Raw genomic sequence first — 15,086 nt, 5'->3', positions numbered from 1 at the left:
ATTTTGAAAATAAAGGCAAGTCCGGAAGCAAGATTAGCGACGCAGAGTTTGCCGAAATCGTCAGCAAATTAGACAAAACCATTACCCGCGTTGAAACACTTGAGCGCTTGGCCCTCGATAGCGACCAAGACCTCAAACGAGAATTTCGCAACCTTTAGTGAATACAATATAAGCACTCACCCTATTTCAAACAGGCAAATGTTATGGATATTTATGTATTTTTTCTGCTGTTAGCCGTCATCATATTCGTGACTTGCGGCGTCACAATCTATTTTGAGGCCAAAGTCACCGCAGGAAGCCGCGTCACGGAAGGTCAGTTCAAAGAACTTACTGAAAAACTGGATATTGCCCTCACAAGAATTGAAACGCTGGAACGTCTAGCCACAGACGAAAACGAGCACCTCAAACGCCGCTTTGATGAAATATCAAAACAGCCAAATTACGCCTAAGATAATTTATGACACACACCTAATCTTTTTTCGGTTTTTCACGCTTCAATTGACGCATAAAAAACCGCGCCGGTGCAATGAGTTCTCGACTGTCAGCCCCAGTTGGAACTGGCCCCCCAAATGCATCGGCGACGATTATCTGCGCCAGAAATGGTGCCCATGTCAGCCCGCGCGACCCTAAGCCCCCCGCTGCATACACACCCCGCTGATAAAGCGCCTTGAAACCTTGCCCATCTATAGGTTTCAAGGCTCTTCCTGTCCGCAAATCCGCACCATAATGCGCTCGATAGGCTGCAAATTCCGGCAATCGCCCAGCAAAAGGCAATTGATCCGGCGTTGCCGCGCGCACAGCCGTTGCAGATTGGACCTTCCCAGAGAGAATTTCTTCTTTTAGTTCTGGTGCCAACACATCCAGCGCAAGCATATTTTCCGCCCGCGCCTCATCACTCGCTTCTGGCGCTTTCCCATCACTATCTTGATAAGTCGCGCCAAATACGATTTTTCCATTCGCACCCACAACATAATGCCCCTTTGACCGCGCAAAGTCAGGGCCATCATATTGCGCATATTCCAATTGGCCGCCACGCCCGCGCAATGGCAGCCCCTCGCCGCCAGCAAGATCAGCTATGCCCATGCCCGCCGCGATGACAACAAGATCCGCCTCATATTCAAAGACCTGCCCATCACGTATCGCCGTCACACATCGTTGTGCGCCATCTACCGCACCAATCGAAGTGATCTCTGTATTCCAGACAACATTGATATCTTTGAGCAATTGCGACCGCACATCCACAGGTGAAACCGCCATAGAAGAAAGATAATTCAGACCCATCTGCCTGCCCTCATCTTCCAAAACACCAAGTAAATCAGTATCCAATGGCGGATCATCTTTTATCTTCGCATGTCGTCCAATCTCTTCATTCGAACTTGAAAAATGCGCTGTATCCACTGGCCAAGCACCAATATTTTGCGTCTTATAAAAGGCAATGGCAGCAAGATAGGCATCAATCAACAGCCTTGCTTGCGGCGTATCTGCGCCATCCAGTCTTGGTGCAACCAAACCAAGCGGATTTGCGCTCGCGCCTTCTTCTATACCTTCCCCCTTATCCAAAACCGTCACTTCACAGCCGCGCTCATGGAAAGCCTGCGCCATGCATGCCCCCATAATTCCGGCCCCAATCACAATCACGCTAGCAGGACACTCTCGTTCGGTGTTCAGCAGCAATGGATCACAATATATCTCAGGCTTGGGCAGTGTTGGATAAATTGCCTGCATTCTTTCGCGTTTGGTGCCAAATCCGGGCTGTTTGGAAACCTCAAAACCACCCGCAGCGAGTGCCCTTCTGACATGTCCCGCCACGGTATAAGTGCCAACAACACATTCAGGCGCTGAATGTAGGGCAATTTGCGCCATCACCTCTGAAGACCACATTTCTGGATTTTTGGCGGGCGAAAATCCATCCAAAAACCAGGCATCCGCTTTAAAAGCTGAATTTTTTAACGCCGGCTCAATCTCATCTTGGAAAATCAACAGTGACATACCAAAACCTAGACAGAGTCTCTGCACACCTTTCGCACGAACTGGCCACAAACTCAGCAGTGTTTGCACATCAGATGCTAACTCTGGCCACACTGAAAGCGCAGTTTTTGCATCCTCAACCCGCATTAAGCGCCCTTCAAAACTGATCACTTCCAGCCTTGCCTGCGGATTGGGACGATGCTCTCGCCACAGCTGACGCAGCGCCGCAATATTTAGCCCTGTGCCAAATCCCAGCTCTCCAATTGTGAAGGTATTTGATGCACTTATCCCTGCCCCCATAGCTTTCCAGCGATCAACTAATCCACACCCCCGAAAAAAAACCTCACGTGTTTCTTCCAACCCATTGGATACACTGAAATACACATCATCATTAATCTGATCACGGGGAACACCATCCTCCTGCCAATATAGATCAGGACGAGGTGGTAGACGTTTTAATTTGGACATTTTTTCTGACATACAAACACGAATACGCCGCCTCAACCCAACTGGCGAGACGGCGCATACAATTTTTTATAAATGCAGAATTAAATCTGAGGTGCAGCGTTTAGCGCTTCTTCCATTTGCATAAATGAAGGCTGACATGATGTTGGTACAGATCCACGTCCTAGCTCAACTGAAATCTGCGCTGCATTCCCGTGAAGGTGAGAGACTAGCACATCCTTGATGATCTTGTAGAACTGGCCTTCTTCATCCAACACTTCGGCCATACGCGCCGCAAAAGGACCCACTATACCATAGGCGATAAAGATACCGAGGAATGTCCCCACAAGCGCAGAACCAATCAATTTACCCAAATATTCAGGCGGTTGAGAGATCGCCCCCATTGTTTTAATAATACCAAGCACCGCCGCAACAATACCCAAAGCCGGAAACGCATCGGCGAGGTTTTGAACAGCATGTGCCGCGCCATGCGCTTCACTATGGTGTTTCTCAATCTGCTTTTCGATCGCATCTTCTACCTGATGTGGATCATCCATATTCATCGTCATCATGCGCAGCGTGTCACAGATAAGATCACAAGCGAAATGATCCTTCAGGATTTTAGGATAATTTTGAAATATGCTTGAATCTTTGGGGTTTTCAATATGAGGCTCAATCGCCACCACCCCCTTGGTTTTCATCGTCTTGGTCAGCACAAAGAGCAGCGTTAAAAGATCCTGATAATCTTTGGCTTTCCACTTTGGACCCGACAGGGCTTTACCAAAACCACCCATCGCACCTTTGATTGTTCCCATCGAGTTTGAGATTAGAAAGGAACCAACACCGGCACCACCAATCATCATCATCTCGAACGGGGCCGCCTTAATGATCACGTCGAAATGACCACCGGCAAGCGCAAACCCACCGAAGACCATGCCGAACACAACGAGTAGGCCTATGATCTGAAACATAAAAGATATCCACCAAAAGATTCAACTTAATTAGATCTCTTTATGACTGATTATCCTTAATGTTAGGTGTGAGCATTCAAAAAAACAGACAGTTTACATTAGGATTTGCTTCATCTCATTTTTACAGATTATTCAAACAACACGGTCAAACTCAGCATTCGCCAATATTAGAATTGTGTCATTATCCACCCTCCACTGCGCTACGACCTAGAAAATGCCACAAGCTTCCGTTATCAACGGATAAATGACAGATCACGCTTTTGGTTGGACGACAAAATTAGGAGCCACCTGATGAAAAAATTGTTTATCATCTCACTATTTACAGCAAGTCTTACCGCACCTGCTTTGGCCGCTGTTGGTAGCTGTGAGAAGCCGGCTGAAATCAATGTGCCTGAAAATGTCGCTCAATTATCTTTGACGGAATTTAAAAATATTCACCAGCAAGGCGAAAGCTATATGGACAATGCCAAGTCATATCTCAAATGTCTGGATGGCATTATCTATTCGACTGCTCCAGAAGACCCGATCGTCTCCAAAGCCGGAAAAGCACACAGCAATTACGGTGAAGAATGGGGCGTTGTCTGGGGTCAACTCAATTTAGCTTGCGTCAATTGGGAAGTCGCTCACGCCACTCAATTTCCTGGCGGATGCCAACCCAAAAACCCAACGAGCTAATCTAGGGATAGAAAACGAAAATAGCTAAACGCGCCCCCTGTGATTCGCGGCGCGTTTTTATTGCCGACTATCCAGCGGCTGCCGCTTTCACACTCGCCAACATTTCCATCGTTGGGAAACCATCCGCTAATAAATTACGGTCTTTCTGGAATCTCTGCAAAGCTGCACGCGTGCCACGTCCCGCCAATCCATCCACTGGGCCTGCATCATATCCCATTGAATTAAGGGCAGCTTGCAATTCTTCCACCTGAGACTTTGTCAGCATCGTAATGTGCGTTGGCCATGCCTTCACGAGATCAGGTCGTCCTGCCAATTTATCCGCCAATAAGCCGATAGATAAGGCATAACTATCGGCATTGTTATACGTCTTGATGACATAGAAATTATCAAACAACAAAAACGCTGGGCCATATGATCCAGCTGGAATAAATAATTCCGCTTCAAGATTTGGATTTGCTGTGCGCCCACCTTCAACCTTAAAGCCAAGCGCTTGCCAGATCTGAACTTTACGCTTTGTACCATCAGCCAGCGCATAATTTGGGTTATCCGGTAAAGACACCTCCAACGCCCAAGGCTCACCACGTTTCCAACCAGACGCTTCCAAATAATTGGCTGCCGAGGCAAGCGCATCTGAACGCGAGTTCCAAACGTCCTTCTTCCCGTCTCCATCCCCATCACGTCCATGCGCCAAGAAAGTGGACGGCATAAATTGGGTTTGGCCAAAGGCCCCTGCCCAGCTTGCTTGCTTTAATTGCTCTCTTGAAACAATGCCTTGTTCGAGAAGCTTAAAGACTGAAATTAACTGCGCCTCTCCAAAGGCTGTACGTCGCCCTGTGTAGGCAAGCGTCGCCAATTGACGTACGGCATCACTACTTCCCAATATACGCCCATAGCTGGTTTCCATGCCCCAAACTGCGGCAAGTATCTCGCGTGGCGGTGTGTATTGAACCTCAATAGTATCGAAAAGACCAACAGTCTCTGCCAGCTTTTCTTTACCAAAAGACACACGATTTGGGTGCGTCGCGGATGCTACATAATCCCATATCGGTTTAACAAACTCGGCTTGATCATCACCAATTGCCGCAGCCTTCACCAATTCTAATGGCACGACACTTTGCAAAACGCTGTGAACAATTTCTACATCACGACCAGAATTTGCTGCTTCTTGAGCAAACCTCACGCGCCACGCATCAAACTCAACAACACCCGAAGGCACAAATAATGGCACCTCCACATTGGTTGGAGCTGTTGGTGTTGGGGCCGGTTCAGGGCTCGGTGCCTGTGGTGTTGGCACACCCGGATAGGTTTCTGGGCGCGGCAATTGATCAGCTGCACACGCACTTAGTGCAACAAGCATTATACCCGTTGTACTTAGCCATTTTATCACATGTGGCATCAAAATCCCCTATCCTACTAAACTGCGGTTTATCCCTAGCATTAACCCTGTTTTTAAAGCCTATCCATCATTTCTTGCATGACGATTATGTTATTTTTCCACTATTTTCGTCAGTAAGCTCCAAAATTTTCATACTCATGCTGAATCATCGTTGACAGATCCTAGATAGAGCGCGTATGTACCGCGCTCAAATTTTTGCTACCAACGCTCACGGCCGCTCTGTAAACGGGGCCGCAGAAAGCTAGAAGAACGATGAAAGTTAGAAGCTCTCTTAAGTCTCTTAAGAACCGTCACAAAGACTGTAAAGTCGTGCGCCGTAAAGGTCGCGTCTATGTGATCAACAAAACAGACCCTCGCTTTAAAGCGAAGCAAGGCTAAGCCTTTTCCTGTTTTAGGAGTTTAGTTCATGACAGACCAGATTGTTCTCTTCGATCTGGGAAATGTTGTTGTGGACTGGGATCCAACACGCCTTTATCGGCAATTACTCGCCTCGCAGGAAGAAGCTGAACGCTTCTACCGCGAGGTTTGTACGCTTGAATGGCACACACATCACGACCGTGGTGTGGACATGCAAGAAAATGCTGCACGTCTGATAGAAGCTCATCCTGACAAAGCAGAACTTATCCGTGCATGGCGAACCGGTTGGCTTGAAATGTTTCACGGATATGTCCACGGCGTTCCTGAAATTATTCAAGAACTTATAGAACAATCTACGCCTATTTATGCCCTGACAAATTTTCCAGCTGAAAAATGGGAAGAAACAGCTCAAGCTTTCCCTGTGCTTCAAGCGTTTAAAGATGTTATTATTTCCGGCGTTGAGAAAATGGTCAAACCAGACCCACGCATTTATGAACTCACACTAAAACGCTTGGGCTCACCTATACCATCCAGCATTATTTTCTTTGATGATCGCCAAGATAATATTGATGCAGCCAAACGTGCAGGCATCACCTCTTTCTTATTCACGGATGCGCAAACTATGCGCCAAGACCTTGAAAAAACCGGCATTCTTACAAAATAGTCATTGCACTAGGACGTACTTTTAAAACTACGCCTTGCTTCTGCCTTCAAGCTTTGCCCATATAACATTATGAGACTCGCCAAATCACTCTTTTGCACACTTGTATTATGGATCTCTCTGCCATTGAGTGGTCTAGCAGACTCCCCTATTGGCCCCGCCCAAAAACTGCTTGATAAGCTGGCCGTAGCCAAAACCGAACATGAAGCAAACTATCTCTACGAAGATATTATTGCCGCATGGCTCAATTCAGGTGGTCCGACAGTCGATATTTTAATGGAACGGGGCATTGATGCTCACAGTCAAGACAATCTCGCCCTCGCAAGAGATATGTTTGACCGCGTTATTCTTATCGAACCTGACATTGCTGAAGCTTGGTATCGTCGCGGCGTCGTTTTTTATCATGATGGAAAATACGATCAGGCGATCCTTGATTTTGAACAGGCGCTAGAGTTAGAGCCACGCCACTTTGAAGCATGGCTGGGATTGGCCGCAATTTTTGAAGCCGTCGAACATAGAGAAGCCGCGTTAAATGCTTACCGACAAGTGCTAAAACTTTTCCCTCATTCACGCCGCGCAAAACAATCAGTCGCCCGATTAGAACCATTAATCGAAGGTCGAGCGCTCTAGTATTTTGGCAATCTGATTCTTTTTTCAACATTCCCCAGTAAAGTGTATGCAAAACTTGCAAATCTACTCAAAAGAGAGCTGGACCTCTGCGCGAGACACGCTAGTGTCCGCCTTTCTTTCTTGGAATGTGTCTTGAGGAATTAGAATGGACGAAGAAGACAACGTTGTTGGCGCAATGGGCTCTATGGACCCTACGACGCGGGACAAACTACGCCAGACAATCGAAAAAGTTGAACGACTTGAAATCGAAAAAAAAGAAATCGCAGAACAAATCAAAGAAGTTTTTGCTGAAGCAAAGGCCTTTGGATTTGACCCCAAAGCGATGAAAGAAGTCATCAAACACCGCAAACAAGATCCCGATAAACGCGAAGAGGAAGAATTGGTCCTCGGCACATATCTGGCAGCCCTTGGCGAAATCTAATACCTCTATTAGATTATGAGTTATTATGGCTCGCGATATCGATGATAAAAAAACGAAAAAGGCTTTGCGTAAGCTGCGCAAAGCCAAATCGCGTGCCGAATCTGAGGATGGCCCCGGCCTTACAGATTGGGAAAAAGAGTTTTTCGAGGGCGTAGAAGAACGCCTAGAAACCTTTGGCTCAGCTTTTAATGATCCCGAAAAAGGCAATCTGGACAGCGCACTTTCCGCACGCCAAACGCATATCGTGCGTGAAATTGACAAGAAAGCGCGCAAGAAAAACGGCGGAATGAAACGTTCCAGCTTTAAACCCAAGCTGAAATCAGATTCAAAAACTAAAACCAATAATTTTTCACCACGTGGCCGCGACATCAATGATGACATTGAAACAGACATCAACGCGCCGAAAATGTCGCCCCAACCAAGCTCACCAACCTTATATCTGGCTAGCACTCACGCCGAAGAAAATAAGCGGGCGAAAAATGATGCCCCATCCACCTCAGAAACAGCGAAACTGCTTCCCTTTAAGGTTATCCAAGGCGGAAAAGCTCAGCCTTAATAATTATGCCAATATTCGCGCGATCTATTTTAAACAGAACTCAAATATCAGGAAGCTGCAAAGGTAAATTTAAACCGTGCGCCGCCAGTATAATCTTCATCCAACCAAATCTTACCGCCATGACGTTCAATAATTCTGCGGCAAATGGATAGACCAACACCATCTCCCTTTGGTGGAGAAGCGGATTCATGCACGCGTGTAAATATCTGAAAGATTTCCTGACTATAATCCGGCTTAATCCCCAATCCATTGTCCTGCACAAAGAACACAGGTACTTTGGATTCCGTATCCACCCCAATTGTGATAACAGGCGAGGCATCCGAGCGATATTTCATCGAATTTTCAATGAGATTCTGAAATAAATTCAAGACCAACTCTGCGTCAACATCAATAGAAGGTAGCGGATTAACCACAATCCTACCCCCCACTTCCTCCAGCTCGTCGCTTAACAAGGCCTCTATCATAGAAATGGTCTTACGCAGATCAGTTGGCACTCGCTTCAGCTCACTTCTAGATACGCGCGATAATGCATTCAAAGAATCCACCATGGCTTGACCATGGACTGCATTTTCTTGGATCAACGCAGCATATTCTGCGGCCTCACTATCGGGCTGAACACTTAATGACAACAGCTCTGACAGCATTCTCATATGACGCAAGGGCGCTTTCAAATCATGAGAAACGACAGTATTAAATTGTTCTAGATTTTTATTTGCTGCTTCTAATTCATCTACCACAACAGCAAGCTTCATCTCTGCATGTTTTTGTCTGGTGATGTCAGTACTTATAATCAACCAGCCCTCATTCTCAACGCCTTCTCCCAAGACTGGAATAATATCAATACTTTCCCAAGTATCTGGCCCCAGACCTCCCTCAACTTCAACACCAAGCATTGCTTTTCCTGTCGCAAGGACTTGTTCGTCTAGTGCAAGGCATGCCTTCTCATCAAAATTCACAAAAACATCTTGCGGCCGTAGGCCAACAATATCCTTCACCGACATGCCGACCAGATCAGCGGCAGATTTATTGACCTTCAGATACCTGTGATTTCTGTCTTTTCTCCAGATAGAAGTCGGCACATTATCAAAAATCAGCTGCAATTCATCACGGCTTTTTTCAAGTTCCTCACGCGCAAGATCTAACGTTTTCCGTTGAGAAATCATGCGGGCGATGACTGAAATTATCCCAATCTGAAACTCATCATATTCGGTTTTATTTGCCTGCTCTGATATAAAAGATACAAAAGAGACCACATCACCTTGCACAAATATTGGTGCTGCAGCGTAAGCGCGGACAGATATGTCTTCGCCTTCATACAAATTCGACACCAAATCTATGTCTGATAGGAAAACAGCCTTATCCAGAGGCCAGATTCTAGATAAAATAGTCTTTTCAAATGGAAAATATGTTAGCTCATGCGCACAATCATTATCTTTGCTACTGCATTCCATTCGAACATTGTCACCCTCAATAGCACAAACGAAAGCATACTCCATTCCCAGCGCAGTTCGTCCGGCGAGAAGCATTTTCTTCAAATATTCATCTGTAGAAATATCCAAATCAGCCGAAAGTTCATATAGTTCCATTAAAGCCCGCTCGCGGCGCTTCTTATCAGAAATCCCACGCAAACCAATTTGCAAAGATTTCTCACCATCCTTCAACACTGAAACACGAAACCATTCTTCAAAATTGGGGGAAATATAGTGATGATCAAATACCAGCAACTCATCCATATCTAGCGCCGGTAAAATCTTCTCCACCAACCCAGTCTTTCCGACATCAGGGAAGGTTGCTAACACTCTCTGCCCCATCATATCGAGCTCAGAAAAACCAGGAAATGCATATCGCCCCAAATCGGCGTATTTGACGATTAAGTCTTCAAATTCTCCAATTGGTGAAAACACAACATCTACGCAAAATCCCATCTCCATATTCGCTGCTAGAGCCGAACGATGATGTGCACTCATCACCTCTAATTGAGTTGGATAATTTTGGTGTTCAGAAACATCTTGAGCAAAAATAACTAAAACTGGCTTTTGACCATTTTTATCCAGTGTCAGCTCAACATTCACTGGATAAATAGAATGATCTTTCCGAATAAAGGCCGTTTCAAAAGTAATTTTTTGCCCATCATGGGAATCTAGCAGGGAGATATGTCTATCCAACTCGTCAGGACCGATGGAACATAGCTCCAAAAATGTTAAACTCTTTAATTCCTGACGCGTATATCCAAGTTTTTTACATACCAAAGCATTTGCGACAATTACCCCCCTTTGGGTTGTATCGAGAATTAATACTTCGCCAGATATGCTTTCTACAATCGCCTTCAAACGCGCCATTTCCATGCGCACCAAAGCAAATTTTTCTGAATTCAGGACCTCTGGACATGTCGACACCATGTTTTCCAAGAGATCAATAATTGATTTAATTTGAAATATTTCAGCTTCTTTAAATTGTATTTCTGAGGAATGCGCTAGAAAAAAATGTGCCTCCACATCTCCATATGCTTTGAGTGGGAAACAGGCAAAATAGTTGGCCTTCTGCGAAATATTAAGCAAAATCTCATTGTTGGCTGAGCGTTTTTCCTTAAAATCAGAAAGAATGCACCCTTCTGGCTTATTGTTAAACTCAGACCAATATGCATTCCCGATAGCCGGATCACGTTGGTATTTTTTAAACGCGCCTTGATGAAGTATAAATTCATCTCCGGTTTGCGCGCACCGAAGACCTATCATCTCAACCTGAAATATGCTGTATGCTAGTTTCAATAGACCTTTTACGAATTCATCAGACCTATTAACTACTGTAGATTGTGGATCTTCTACGACTAGATATGCAGCCTTCCATAACTCGTCAAATCGATCGAGTTCGAACTGCTGTCTAGACTTGAAATCTGTTTCAGAACCCGTCATTGCTTAAGTCACAATCCCATTTGCTTCGCTGTCATAGTCGCCACAAAAGACTCCACATTATGAGACGAACCGCCCCCAAAACACCTGCTATCTTGCTTATCGATGATCATGCTGTATTTGCAAAAATATTCTCGGCATATCTTCTACGTACACACTTCAATAGCTATTTTGTGGAGAATGCAACCTCATTGCACATTGCTACTCAGCACTTAAAAAATCAATCGTATGATCTGATTGTCCTAGACAACCGAATTCCACCGCATCTCAATTACATTGAATCAGTTAATATTCTGATTAAAGCAAATTGGACTGGCCCTATTTTGCTTATGAGCGGAGAAGAGATCAAACTTGATGAAGAATCATCTGGAGATAAACACATTTCGTGTTTCTTATTGAAAGATGACCTGAATGAGAACACACTCAATCAGGCCATAAATCAATGCTTAAACAAGCACACTTCACAGTCCATTCAGGACAGTTAAATACACTTATATTAAAGTGCTTTGACGATATTCTCGACCATCTTTTTGGCATCATCGAGCAACATCATTGTGTTTTCGCGGTAGAATAGATCATTTTGAACCCCTGCGTATCCAGACGCCAAAGACCGCTTGATAAACATAGTTGTTCCCGCATTCCAAACCTCAAGAACAGGCATACCATAGATAGGTGATGCTGGATCATCCTTCGCGCCAGGGTTGGTGACATCATTTGCACCAATCACAAACGCAACATCAGCCTGTTTGAATGAAGAGTTAATGTCATCCATTTCGTAGATTTCATCATATGGCACTTGCGCTTCTGCAAGGAGCACATTCATGTGACCCGGCATGCGCCCAGCAACAGGGTGAATAGCGTAAGATACATCAACACCCGCCTCTTTCAGACTATCTGCCATTTCTTTAAGTGCGTGTTGAGCTTGCGCCACCGCCATACCATATCCCGGCACGATGATAACTTTAGATGCATTCTTCAAAATAAAGGCCGCATCATCAGCAGATCCAATTTTGACCGGCTTGTCGGAATTATCAGCGCGAGCAGACGTATCCGCATCATCGCCGCCAAATCCACCTGCAATCACAGATATAAAGGAACGGTTCATCGCTTTACACATGATATAAGATAGGATCGCACCTGAAGCACCAACAATGGCCCCTACAACAATCAAAGCAAAGTTTGAAAGCGTGAAACCAAGTGCCGCTGCTGCCCATCCTGAATATGAATTCAGCATAGAAATAACAACCGGCATGTCCGCACCACCAATTGGCAATACAAGTGTAATACCTGCAATCAAAGCCAATGCAGCAATCGCAAGAAGCAAATACCCATTACCCGCCTGCGCGACGGGCGAGACCGCCAACATAACAGTCAACGCAACCAGTCCAGCCACGATTGCTAAATTCAACCAATGACGTAATGGCAACAATACTGGACCACCCGGAAGCGAACCATTTAGTTTAAGAGCCGCAATAACAGACCCGGAAAAAGTTATCGCCCCGATAAGCGCTGAAAGCGACATTTCAACAAGGGAACGTGGCCCCATAACGCCATTTTCACCAATCAACCCAAATGAAGCCGGCGCATAAAAAGCAGCAAGTGCGACCAATAAAGACGCCAAGCCCCCAAGCGCATTAAACATACCCACCATTTGCGGCATGGATGTCATGGGCGCACGTGTAGCTAGAACAGCCCCCACGCCTCCACCAATAGCAACACCACCAGCAATCAAGCCAAAAGTGACACCATCTAGATTGTCTTTGATAAGAAAGAGCGTTGTCGCTGCTGCGAGCGCCATTCCAAAAATACCGATCTTGTTACCCTGACGCGCCGTTTCCGGGCTGGATAGTCCGCGAATGGAGAAGATAAACAACACCGCACAGACAAGATATAAAAGGGCTGAGATATCAACCGTAGACATAATGATATTCCTTTCTGTGAGTGTTAGTTACTTGAAGAACTTGCAGATTTTTCAGCTGCGGGACGTTCTTTTTTCTTATACATGGCAAGCATTCTATTGGTGACCATAAAGCCCCCAAAGATATTAACACACGCAAGCGCAACCGCACCTGCACCCAACCATTTTGCTGTCCAGACTTTTTGTACAATTTCTGGATCACTTGTACCAAGCGAAGATGCCGCAGCGGCGACAATCGCACCAACAACCACAACAGCAGAAATAGCGTTAGTCACTGACATCAAGGGCGTGTGCAATGCAGGCGTTACAGCCCAAACCACGTAATATCCAATGAATGCAGCCAGCACGAAAACAGCAAGTCTAAAGATCAATGGATTGATCGCATCATTGCCAGTTTGCGCCAAGGCTGCAGGCGAAAATATGAGAGCCATAAAAACCAGACCACTCACAAGGGATGCAGGCTTAATCGTAGACATAATTATCCTTTCTTTTCCCATCATGCCGCAAAACACGATTCGTGTTGCATTGCAGCATTTCGAGAAATTTTCTTGTTTTAGGCCGGTTCCGGCACGAGGGATGGATGAACAACTTTTCCGTCTTTAGTTAGAGCAGATGACGTAACGACCTCGTCATCCCAATTGGGAATCAAAGCACCATCTGGCCCCGAAATAAGAGCGATAAAGTTCAATAAATTCTTCGCATACAATGCAGAAGCATCAGCTGCGATAGAGGCAGGAAGGTTTGTCGGACCATAGATTTTAACATCATGAACCTCAACGACTTCATCTGGCCGGGACAATTTGCAATTCCCACCTTGCGCCGCAGCAAGATCAATTATCACAGATCCTGCACGCATGGACTTGACCATATCTTCTGTCACCAATTCCGGCGCTTCACGCCCTGGAATAAGCGCTGTGGTAATCACAATATCCTGTTTGGAAATATGGTTGGCAACAAGCTCTCTTTGTTTGGCTTGATACTCTGCAGACATTTGCTTGGCATACCCACCAGCTGTTTCAGCAGCTTTAAACTCGTCATCTTCAACCGCAATGAATTTGGCACCCAGAGAAGCAACTTGTTCTTTGGTAGCAGGACGCACATCTGTCGCAGATACGATAGCACCCAAGCGACGCGCAGTCGCGATCGCCTGAAGACCAGCAACACCAACCCCCATAACAAACACTTTTGCGGGTGCAACCGTGCCTGCAGCCGTCATCATCATCGGCATGGCGCGGCCATACAAGTGAGATGCTTCAAGCACAGCACGATATCCAGCAAGGTTTGCTTGAGAAGACAGCGCATCCATAGATTGTGCACGCGAAATACGTGGCACAAATTCCATAGCAAAGGCGGTAATACCCGCCTGTGCGTATGCATTTGCTTCTTCAACAGCGCCATGAGGCTCCAACAAAGCAATCAAAGATTGACCGTTAGAGAAATAGGACTTCTCATCGTCTAGAGGTGCCCTCACCTTCAATACCAAGTCAGTTCCATCAAGGGTCGACTTCATATCAGCGGCGATTTGTGCACCTGCACTAACAAATTCACCGTCAAGAATACCAGAATTTATCCCAGCACCCTTTTCAATTTTTACTTCGTGTCCGGCAGCAATCAATTTCTTGACAGTTTCCGGAGTGGCGGCAACGCGAAGTTCCTTTTCGCGCCGCTCCATGGGAACGGCTATTTTCATGGCAGTCCTGTGTGTCTTACATTAAGGCACCGCCGAGAGAGACCATGACTTGGACAAATAAGCCCAAAAATACCAAACCACCAACTGCAAGGAGGAAACCGCCTCCTAGACCCATCACCATTCCGCCGATAACACCGACAATGGCGAAAAGTGCCATGGCTACCATCCAGTGGACGCCCATGGTCAGTGTGAAAGTCGCATACCCGAGTATCAATGTCAGAAGTAGAGATGTCCAAGCAGTCACTTTCAAGAAACCTGAATAGGTTGCTGTTTGTGATTTGACATCCATCTGACCGCGTACGTACTCGCCTGTCTCGCTCATTAGTTTCACCTTTTTCGTTCAACGTTTAGATAGCTACCGTGAATTTTTGAGACAAGCAGAAAATCATCCTCATATCTACGGTATAAATCGTAGTGATAAGACAAAAATATGCCACTAAAGCCGCAATCTTCACAAAATTATTTTTTTGTACTCCAAGCCTAGTCGATA

Annotated in this window: 16 protein-coding genes; 8 read left to right on the top strand and 8 right to left on the bottom strand. The window is 45.7% G+C overall.

Going from position 1 to position 15,086, the window contains the following annotated elements; translation table 11 throughout:
• Positions 1–203: 203 nt before the first annotated feature.
• Positions 204–449: a hypothetical protein gene (locus tag AC5EF3_RS15170; RefSeq protein ID WP_015828752.1), complete on the top strand. Its 246-nt coding sequence runs from the start codon at positions 204–206 to the stop codon at positions 447–449.
• 19 nt (positions 450–468) lie between these two features.
• Here the strand turns inward: AC5EF3_RS15170 and mnmC1 are convergent, their stop codons facing one another.
• Positions 469–2,436, bottom strand: a complete 1,968-nt coding sequence (gene mnmC1 / locus AC5EF3_RS15165) for an FAD-dependent 5-carboxymethylaminomethyl-2-thiouridine(34) oxidoreductase MnmC1 (protein ID WP_493548648.1) — start codon at positions 2,434–2,436, stop codon at positions 469–471.
• Between the two features lie 80 nt (positions 2,437–2,516).
• Entirely contained in the window at positions 2,517–3,383 is an 867-nt protein-coding gene (gene motA, locus AC5EF3_RS15160) for a flagellar motor stator protein MotA (RefSeq protein ID WP_493548647.1), read from the bottom strand.
• A gap of 291 nt (positions 3,384–3,674) precedes the next feature.
• On the opposite strand from motA, the gene AC5EF3_RS15155 reads away from it, so the two are divergent.
• Complete coding sequence (locus AC5EF3_RS15155; RefSeq protein ID WP_493548646.1) at positions 3,675–4,058, top strand: hypothetical protein; 384 nt, start codon at positions 3,675–3,677, stop codon at positions 4,056–4,058.
• A 67-nt stretch (positions 4,059–4,125) separates the two neighbouring features.
• Here the strand turns inward: AC5EF3_RS15155 and AC5EF3_RS15150 are convergent, their stop codons facing one another.
• Complete coding sequence (locus AC5EF3_RS15150; RefSeq protein ID WP_493548645.1) at positions 4,126–5,454, bottom strand: lytic murein transglycosylase; 1,329 nt, start codon at positions 5,452–5,454, stop codon at positions 4,126–4,128.
• A gap of 252 nt (positions 5,455–5,706) precedes the next feature.
• Here AC5EF3_RS15150 and ykgO point away from each other — a divergent pair, with 252 nt between their 5' ends.
• The 5 genes from ykgO (at position 5,707) to AC5EF3_RS15125 (ending at position 8,079) form a co-directional block, all read left to right on the top strand.
• Complete coding sequence (gene ykgO, locus AC5EF3_RS15145; protein WP_015828757.1) at positions 5,707–5,832, top strand: type B 50S ribosomal protein L36; 126 nt, start codon at positions 5,707–5,709, stop codon at positions 5,830–5,832.
• A 28-nt stretch (positions 5,833–5,860) separates the two neighbouring features.
• Positions 5,861–6,475, top strand: a complete 615-nt coding sequence (locus AC5EF3_RS15140; RefSeq protein ID WP_015828758.1) for an HAD family hydrolase — start codon at positions 5,861–5,863, stop codon at positions 6,473–6,475.
• A 123-nt stretch (positions 6,476–6,598) separates the two neighbouring features.
• The gene (locus AC5EF3_RS15135; RefSeq protein WP_493548644.1) at positions 6,599–7,102 is read left to right on the top strand and encodes a tetratricopeptide repeat protein; all 504 of its coding nucleotides are present in this window, start codon (positions 6,599–6,601) and stop codon (positions 7,100–7,102) included.
• Between the two features lie 145 nt (positions 7,103–7,247).
• Positions 7,248–7,523 (top strand): DUF2312 domain-containing protein, encoded by a 276-nt coding sequence (locus AC5EF3_RS15130; RefSeq protein ID WP_015828760.1) that lies wholly within the window; start codon positions 7,248–7,250, stop codon positions 7,521–7,523.
• 25 nt (positions 7,524–7,548) lie between these two features.
• On the top strand, positions 7,549–8,079 hold the full coding sequence (locus AC5EF3_RS15125; protein ID WP_493548643.1) for a hypothetical protein: 531 nt from the start codon (positions 7,549–7,551) through the stop codon (positions 8,077–8,079).
• A 47-nt stretch (positions 8,080–8,126) separates the two neighbouring features.
• Here the strand turns inward: AC5EF3_RS15125 and AC5EF3_RS15120 are convergent, their stop codons facing one another.
• Positions 8,127–10,991: a PAS domain-containing sensor histidine kinase gene (locus AC5EF3_RS15120; protein WP_493548642.1), complete on the bottom strand. Its 2,865-nt coding sequence runs from the start codon at positions 10,989–10,991 to the stop codon at positions 8,127–8,129.
• Positions 10,992–11,050: 59 nt separating this feature from the next.
• Here AC5EF3_RS15120 and AC5EF3_RS15115 point away from each other — a divergent pair, with 59 nt between their 5' ends.
• On the top strand, positions 11,051–11,473 hold the full coding sequence (locus AC5EF3_RS15115; protein WP_015828763.1) for a response regulator: 423 nt from the start codon (positions 11,051–11,053) through the stop codon (positions 11,471–11,473).
• Between the two features lie 11 nt (positions 11,474–11,484).
• Here the strand turns inward: AC5EF3_RS15115 and AC5EF3_RS15110 are convergent, their stop codons facing one another.
• From AC5EF3_RS15110 to AC5EF3_RS15095, 4 genes are all read right to left on the bottom strand, one after another.
• Entirely contained in the window at positions 11,485–12,909 is a 1,425-nt protein-coding gene (locus AC5EF3_RS15110) for an NAD(P)(+) transhydrogenase (Re/Si-specific) subunit beta (protein WP_015828764.1), read from the bottom strand.
• Positions 12,910–12,932: 23 nt separating this feature from the next.
• Positions 12,933–13,382 carry an NAD(P) transhydrogenase subunit alpha part 2 gene (locus tag AC5EF3_RS15105; protein ID WP_015828765.1) on the bottom strand — a complete coding sequence of 150 codons (450 nt, stop codon included), beginning with the start codon at positions 13,380–13,382 and terminating at the stop codon, positions 12,933–12,935.
• A 77-nt stretch (positions 13,383–13,459) separates the two neighbouring features.
• On the bottom strand, positions 13,460–14,596 hold the full coding sequence (locus AC5EF3_RS15100; protein WP_493548641.1) for a Re/Si-specific NAD(P)(+) transhydrogenase subunit alpha: 1,137 nt from the start codon (positions 14,594–14,596) through the stop codon (positions 13,460–13,462).
• Between the two features lie 16 nt (positions 14,597–14,612).
• Entirely contained in the window at positions 14,613–14,918 is a 306-nt protein-coding gene (locus AC5EF3_RS15095) for an aa3-type cytochrome c oxidase subunit IV (RefSeq protein ID WP_015828767.1), read from the bottom strand.
• Between the last annotated feature and the right edge of the window lie 168 nt (positions 14,919–15,086).

The organism is Hirschia sp., from assembly GCF_058892565.1.
Note: the sequence above shows the minus strand (reverse complement) of the source record. Positions and strands in the feature narration are given on the sequence as shown.

Excerpts from the sequence above, each read along its gene's own strand:
- AC5EF3_RS15115 (WP_015828763.1), top strand. The coding sequence starts at position 11,051 with ATGAGACGAACCGCCCCCAAAACACCTGCTATCTTGCTTATCGATGAT.
- AC5EF3_RS15125 (WP_493548643.1), top strand. The coding sequence starts at position 7,549 with ATGGCTCGCGATATCGATGATAAAAAAACGAAAAAGGCTTTGCGTAAG.
- ykgO (WP_015828757.1), top strand. The coding sequence starts at position 5,707 with ATGAAAGTTAGAAGCTCTCTTAAGTCTCTTAAGAACCGTCACAAAGAC.
- AC5EF3_RS15150 (WP_493548645.1), bottom strand. The coding sequence starts at position 5,454 with ATGCCACATGTGATAAAATGGCTAAGTACAACGGGTATAATGCTTGTT.
- AC5EF3_RS15105 (WP_015828765.1), bottom strand. The coding sequence starts at position 13,382 with ATGTCTACGATTAAGCCTGCATCCCTTGTGAGTGGTCTGGTTTTTATG.
- AC5EF3_RS15130 (WP_015828760.1), top strand. The coding sequence starts at position 7,248 with ATGGACGAAGAAGACAACGTTGTTGGCGCAATGGGCTCTATGGACCCT.
- mnmC1 (WP_493548648.1), bottom strand. The coding sequence starts at position 2,436 with ATGTCCAAATTAAAACGTCTACCACCTCGTCCTGATCTATATTGGCAG.
- AC5EF3_RS15100 (WP_493548641.1), bottom strand. The coding sequence starts at position 14,596 with ATGAAAATAGCCGTTCCCATGGAGCGGCGCGAAAAGGAACTTCGCGTT.
- motA (WP_493548647.1), bottom strand. The coding sequence starts at position 3,383 with ATGTTTCAGATCATAGGCCTACTCGTTGTGTTCGGCATGGTCTTCGGT.
- AC5EF3_RS15170 (WP_015828752.1), top strand. The coding sequence starts at position 204 with ATGGATATTTATGTATTTTTTCTGCTGTTAGCCGTCATCATATTCGTG.
- AC5EF3_RS15120 (WP_493548642.1), bottom strand. The coding sequence starts at position 10,991 with ATGACGGGTTCTGAAACAGATTTCAAGTCTAGACAGCAGTTCGAACTC.
- AC5EF3_RS15155 (WP_493548646.1), top strand. The coding sequence starts at position 3,675 with ATGAAAAAATTGTTTATCATCTCACTATTTACAGCAAGTCTTACCGCA.
- AC5EF3_RS15110 (WP_015828764.1), bottom strand. The coding sequence starts at position 12,909 with ATGTCTACGGTTGATATCTCAGCCCTTTTATATCTTGTCTGTGCGGTG.
- AC5EF3_RS15095 (WP_015828767.1), bottom strand. The coding sequence starts at position 14,918 with ATGAGCGAGACAGGCGAGTACGTACGCGGTCAGATGGATGTCAAATCA.
- AC5EF3_RS15140 (WP_015828758.1), top strand. The coding sequence starts at position 5,861 with ATGACAGACCAGATTGTTCTCTTCGATCTGGGAAATGTTGTTGTGGAC.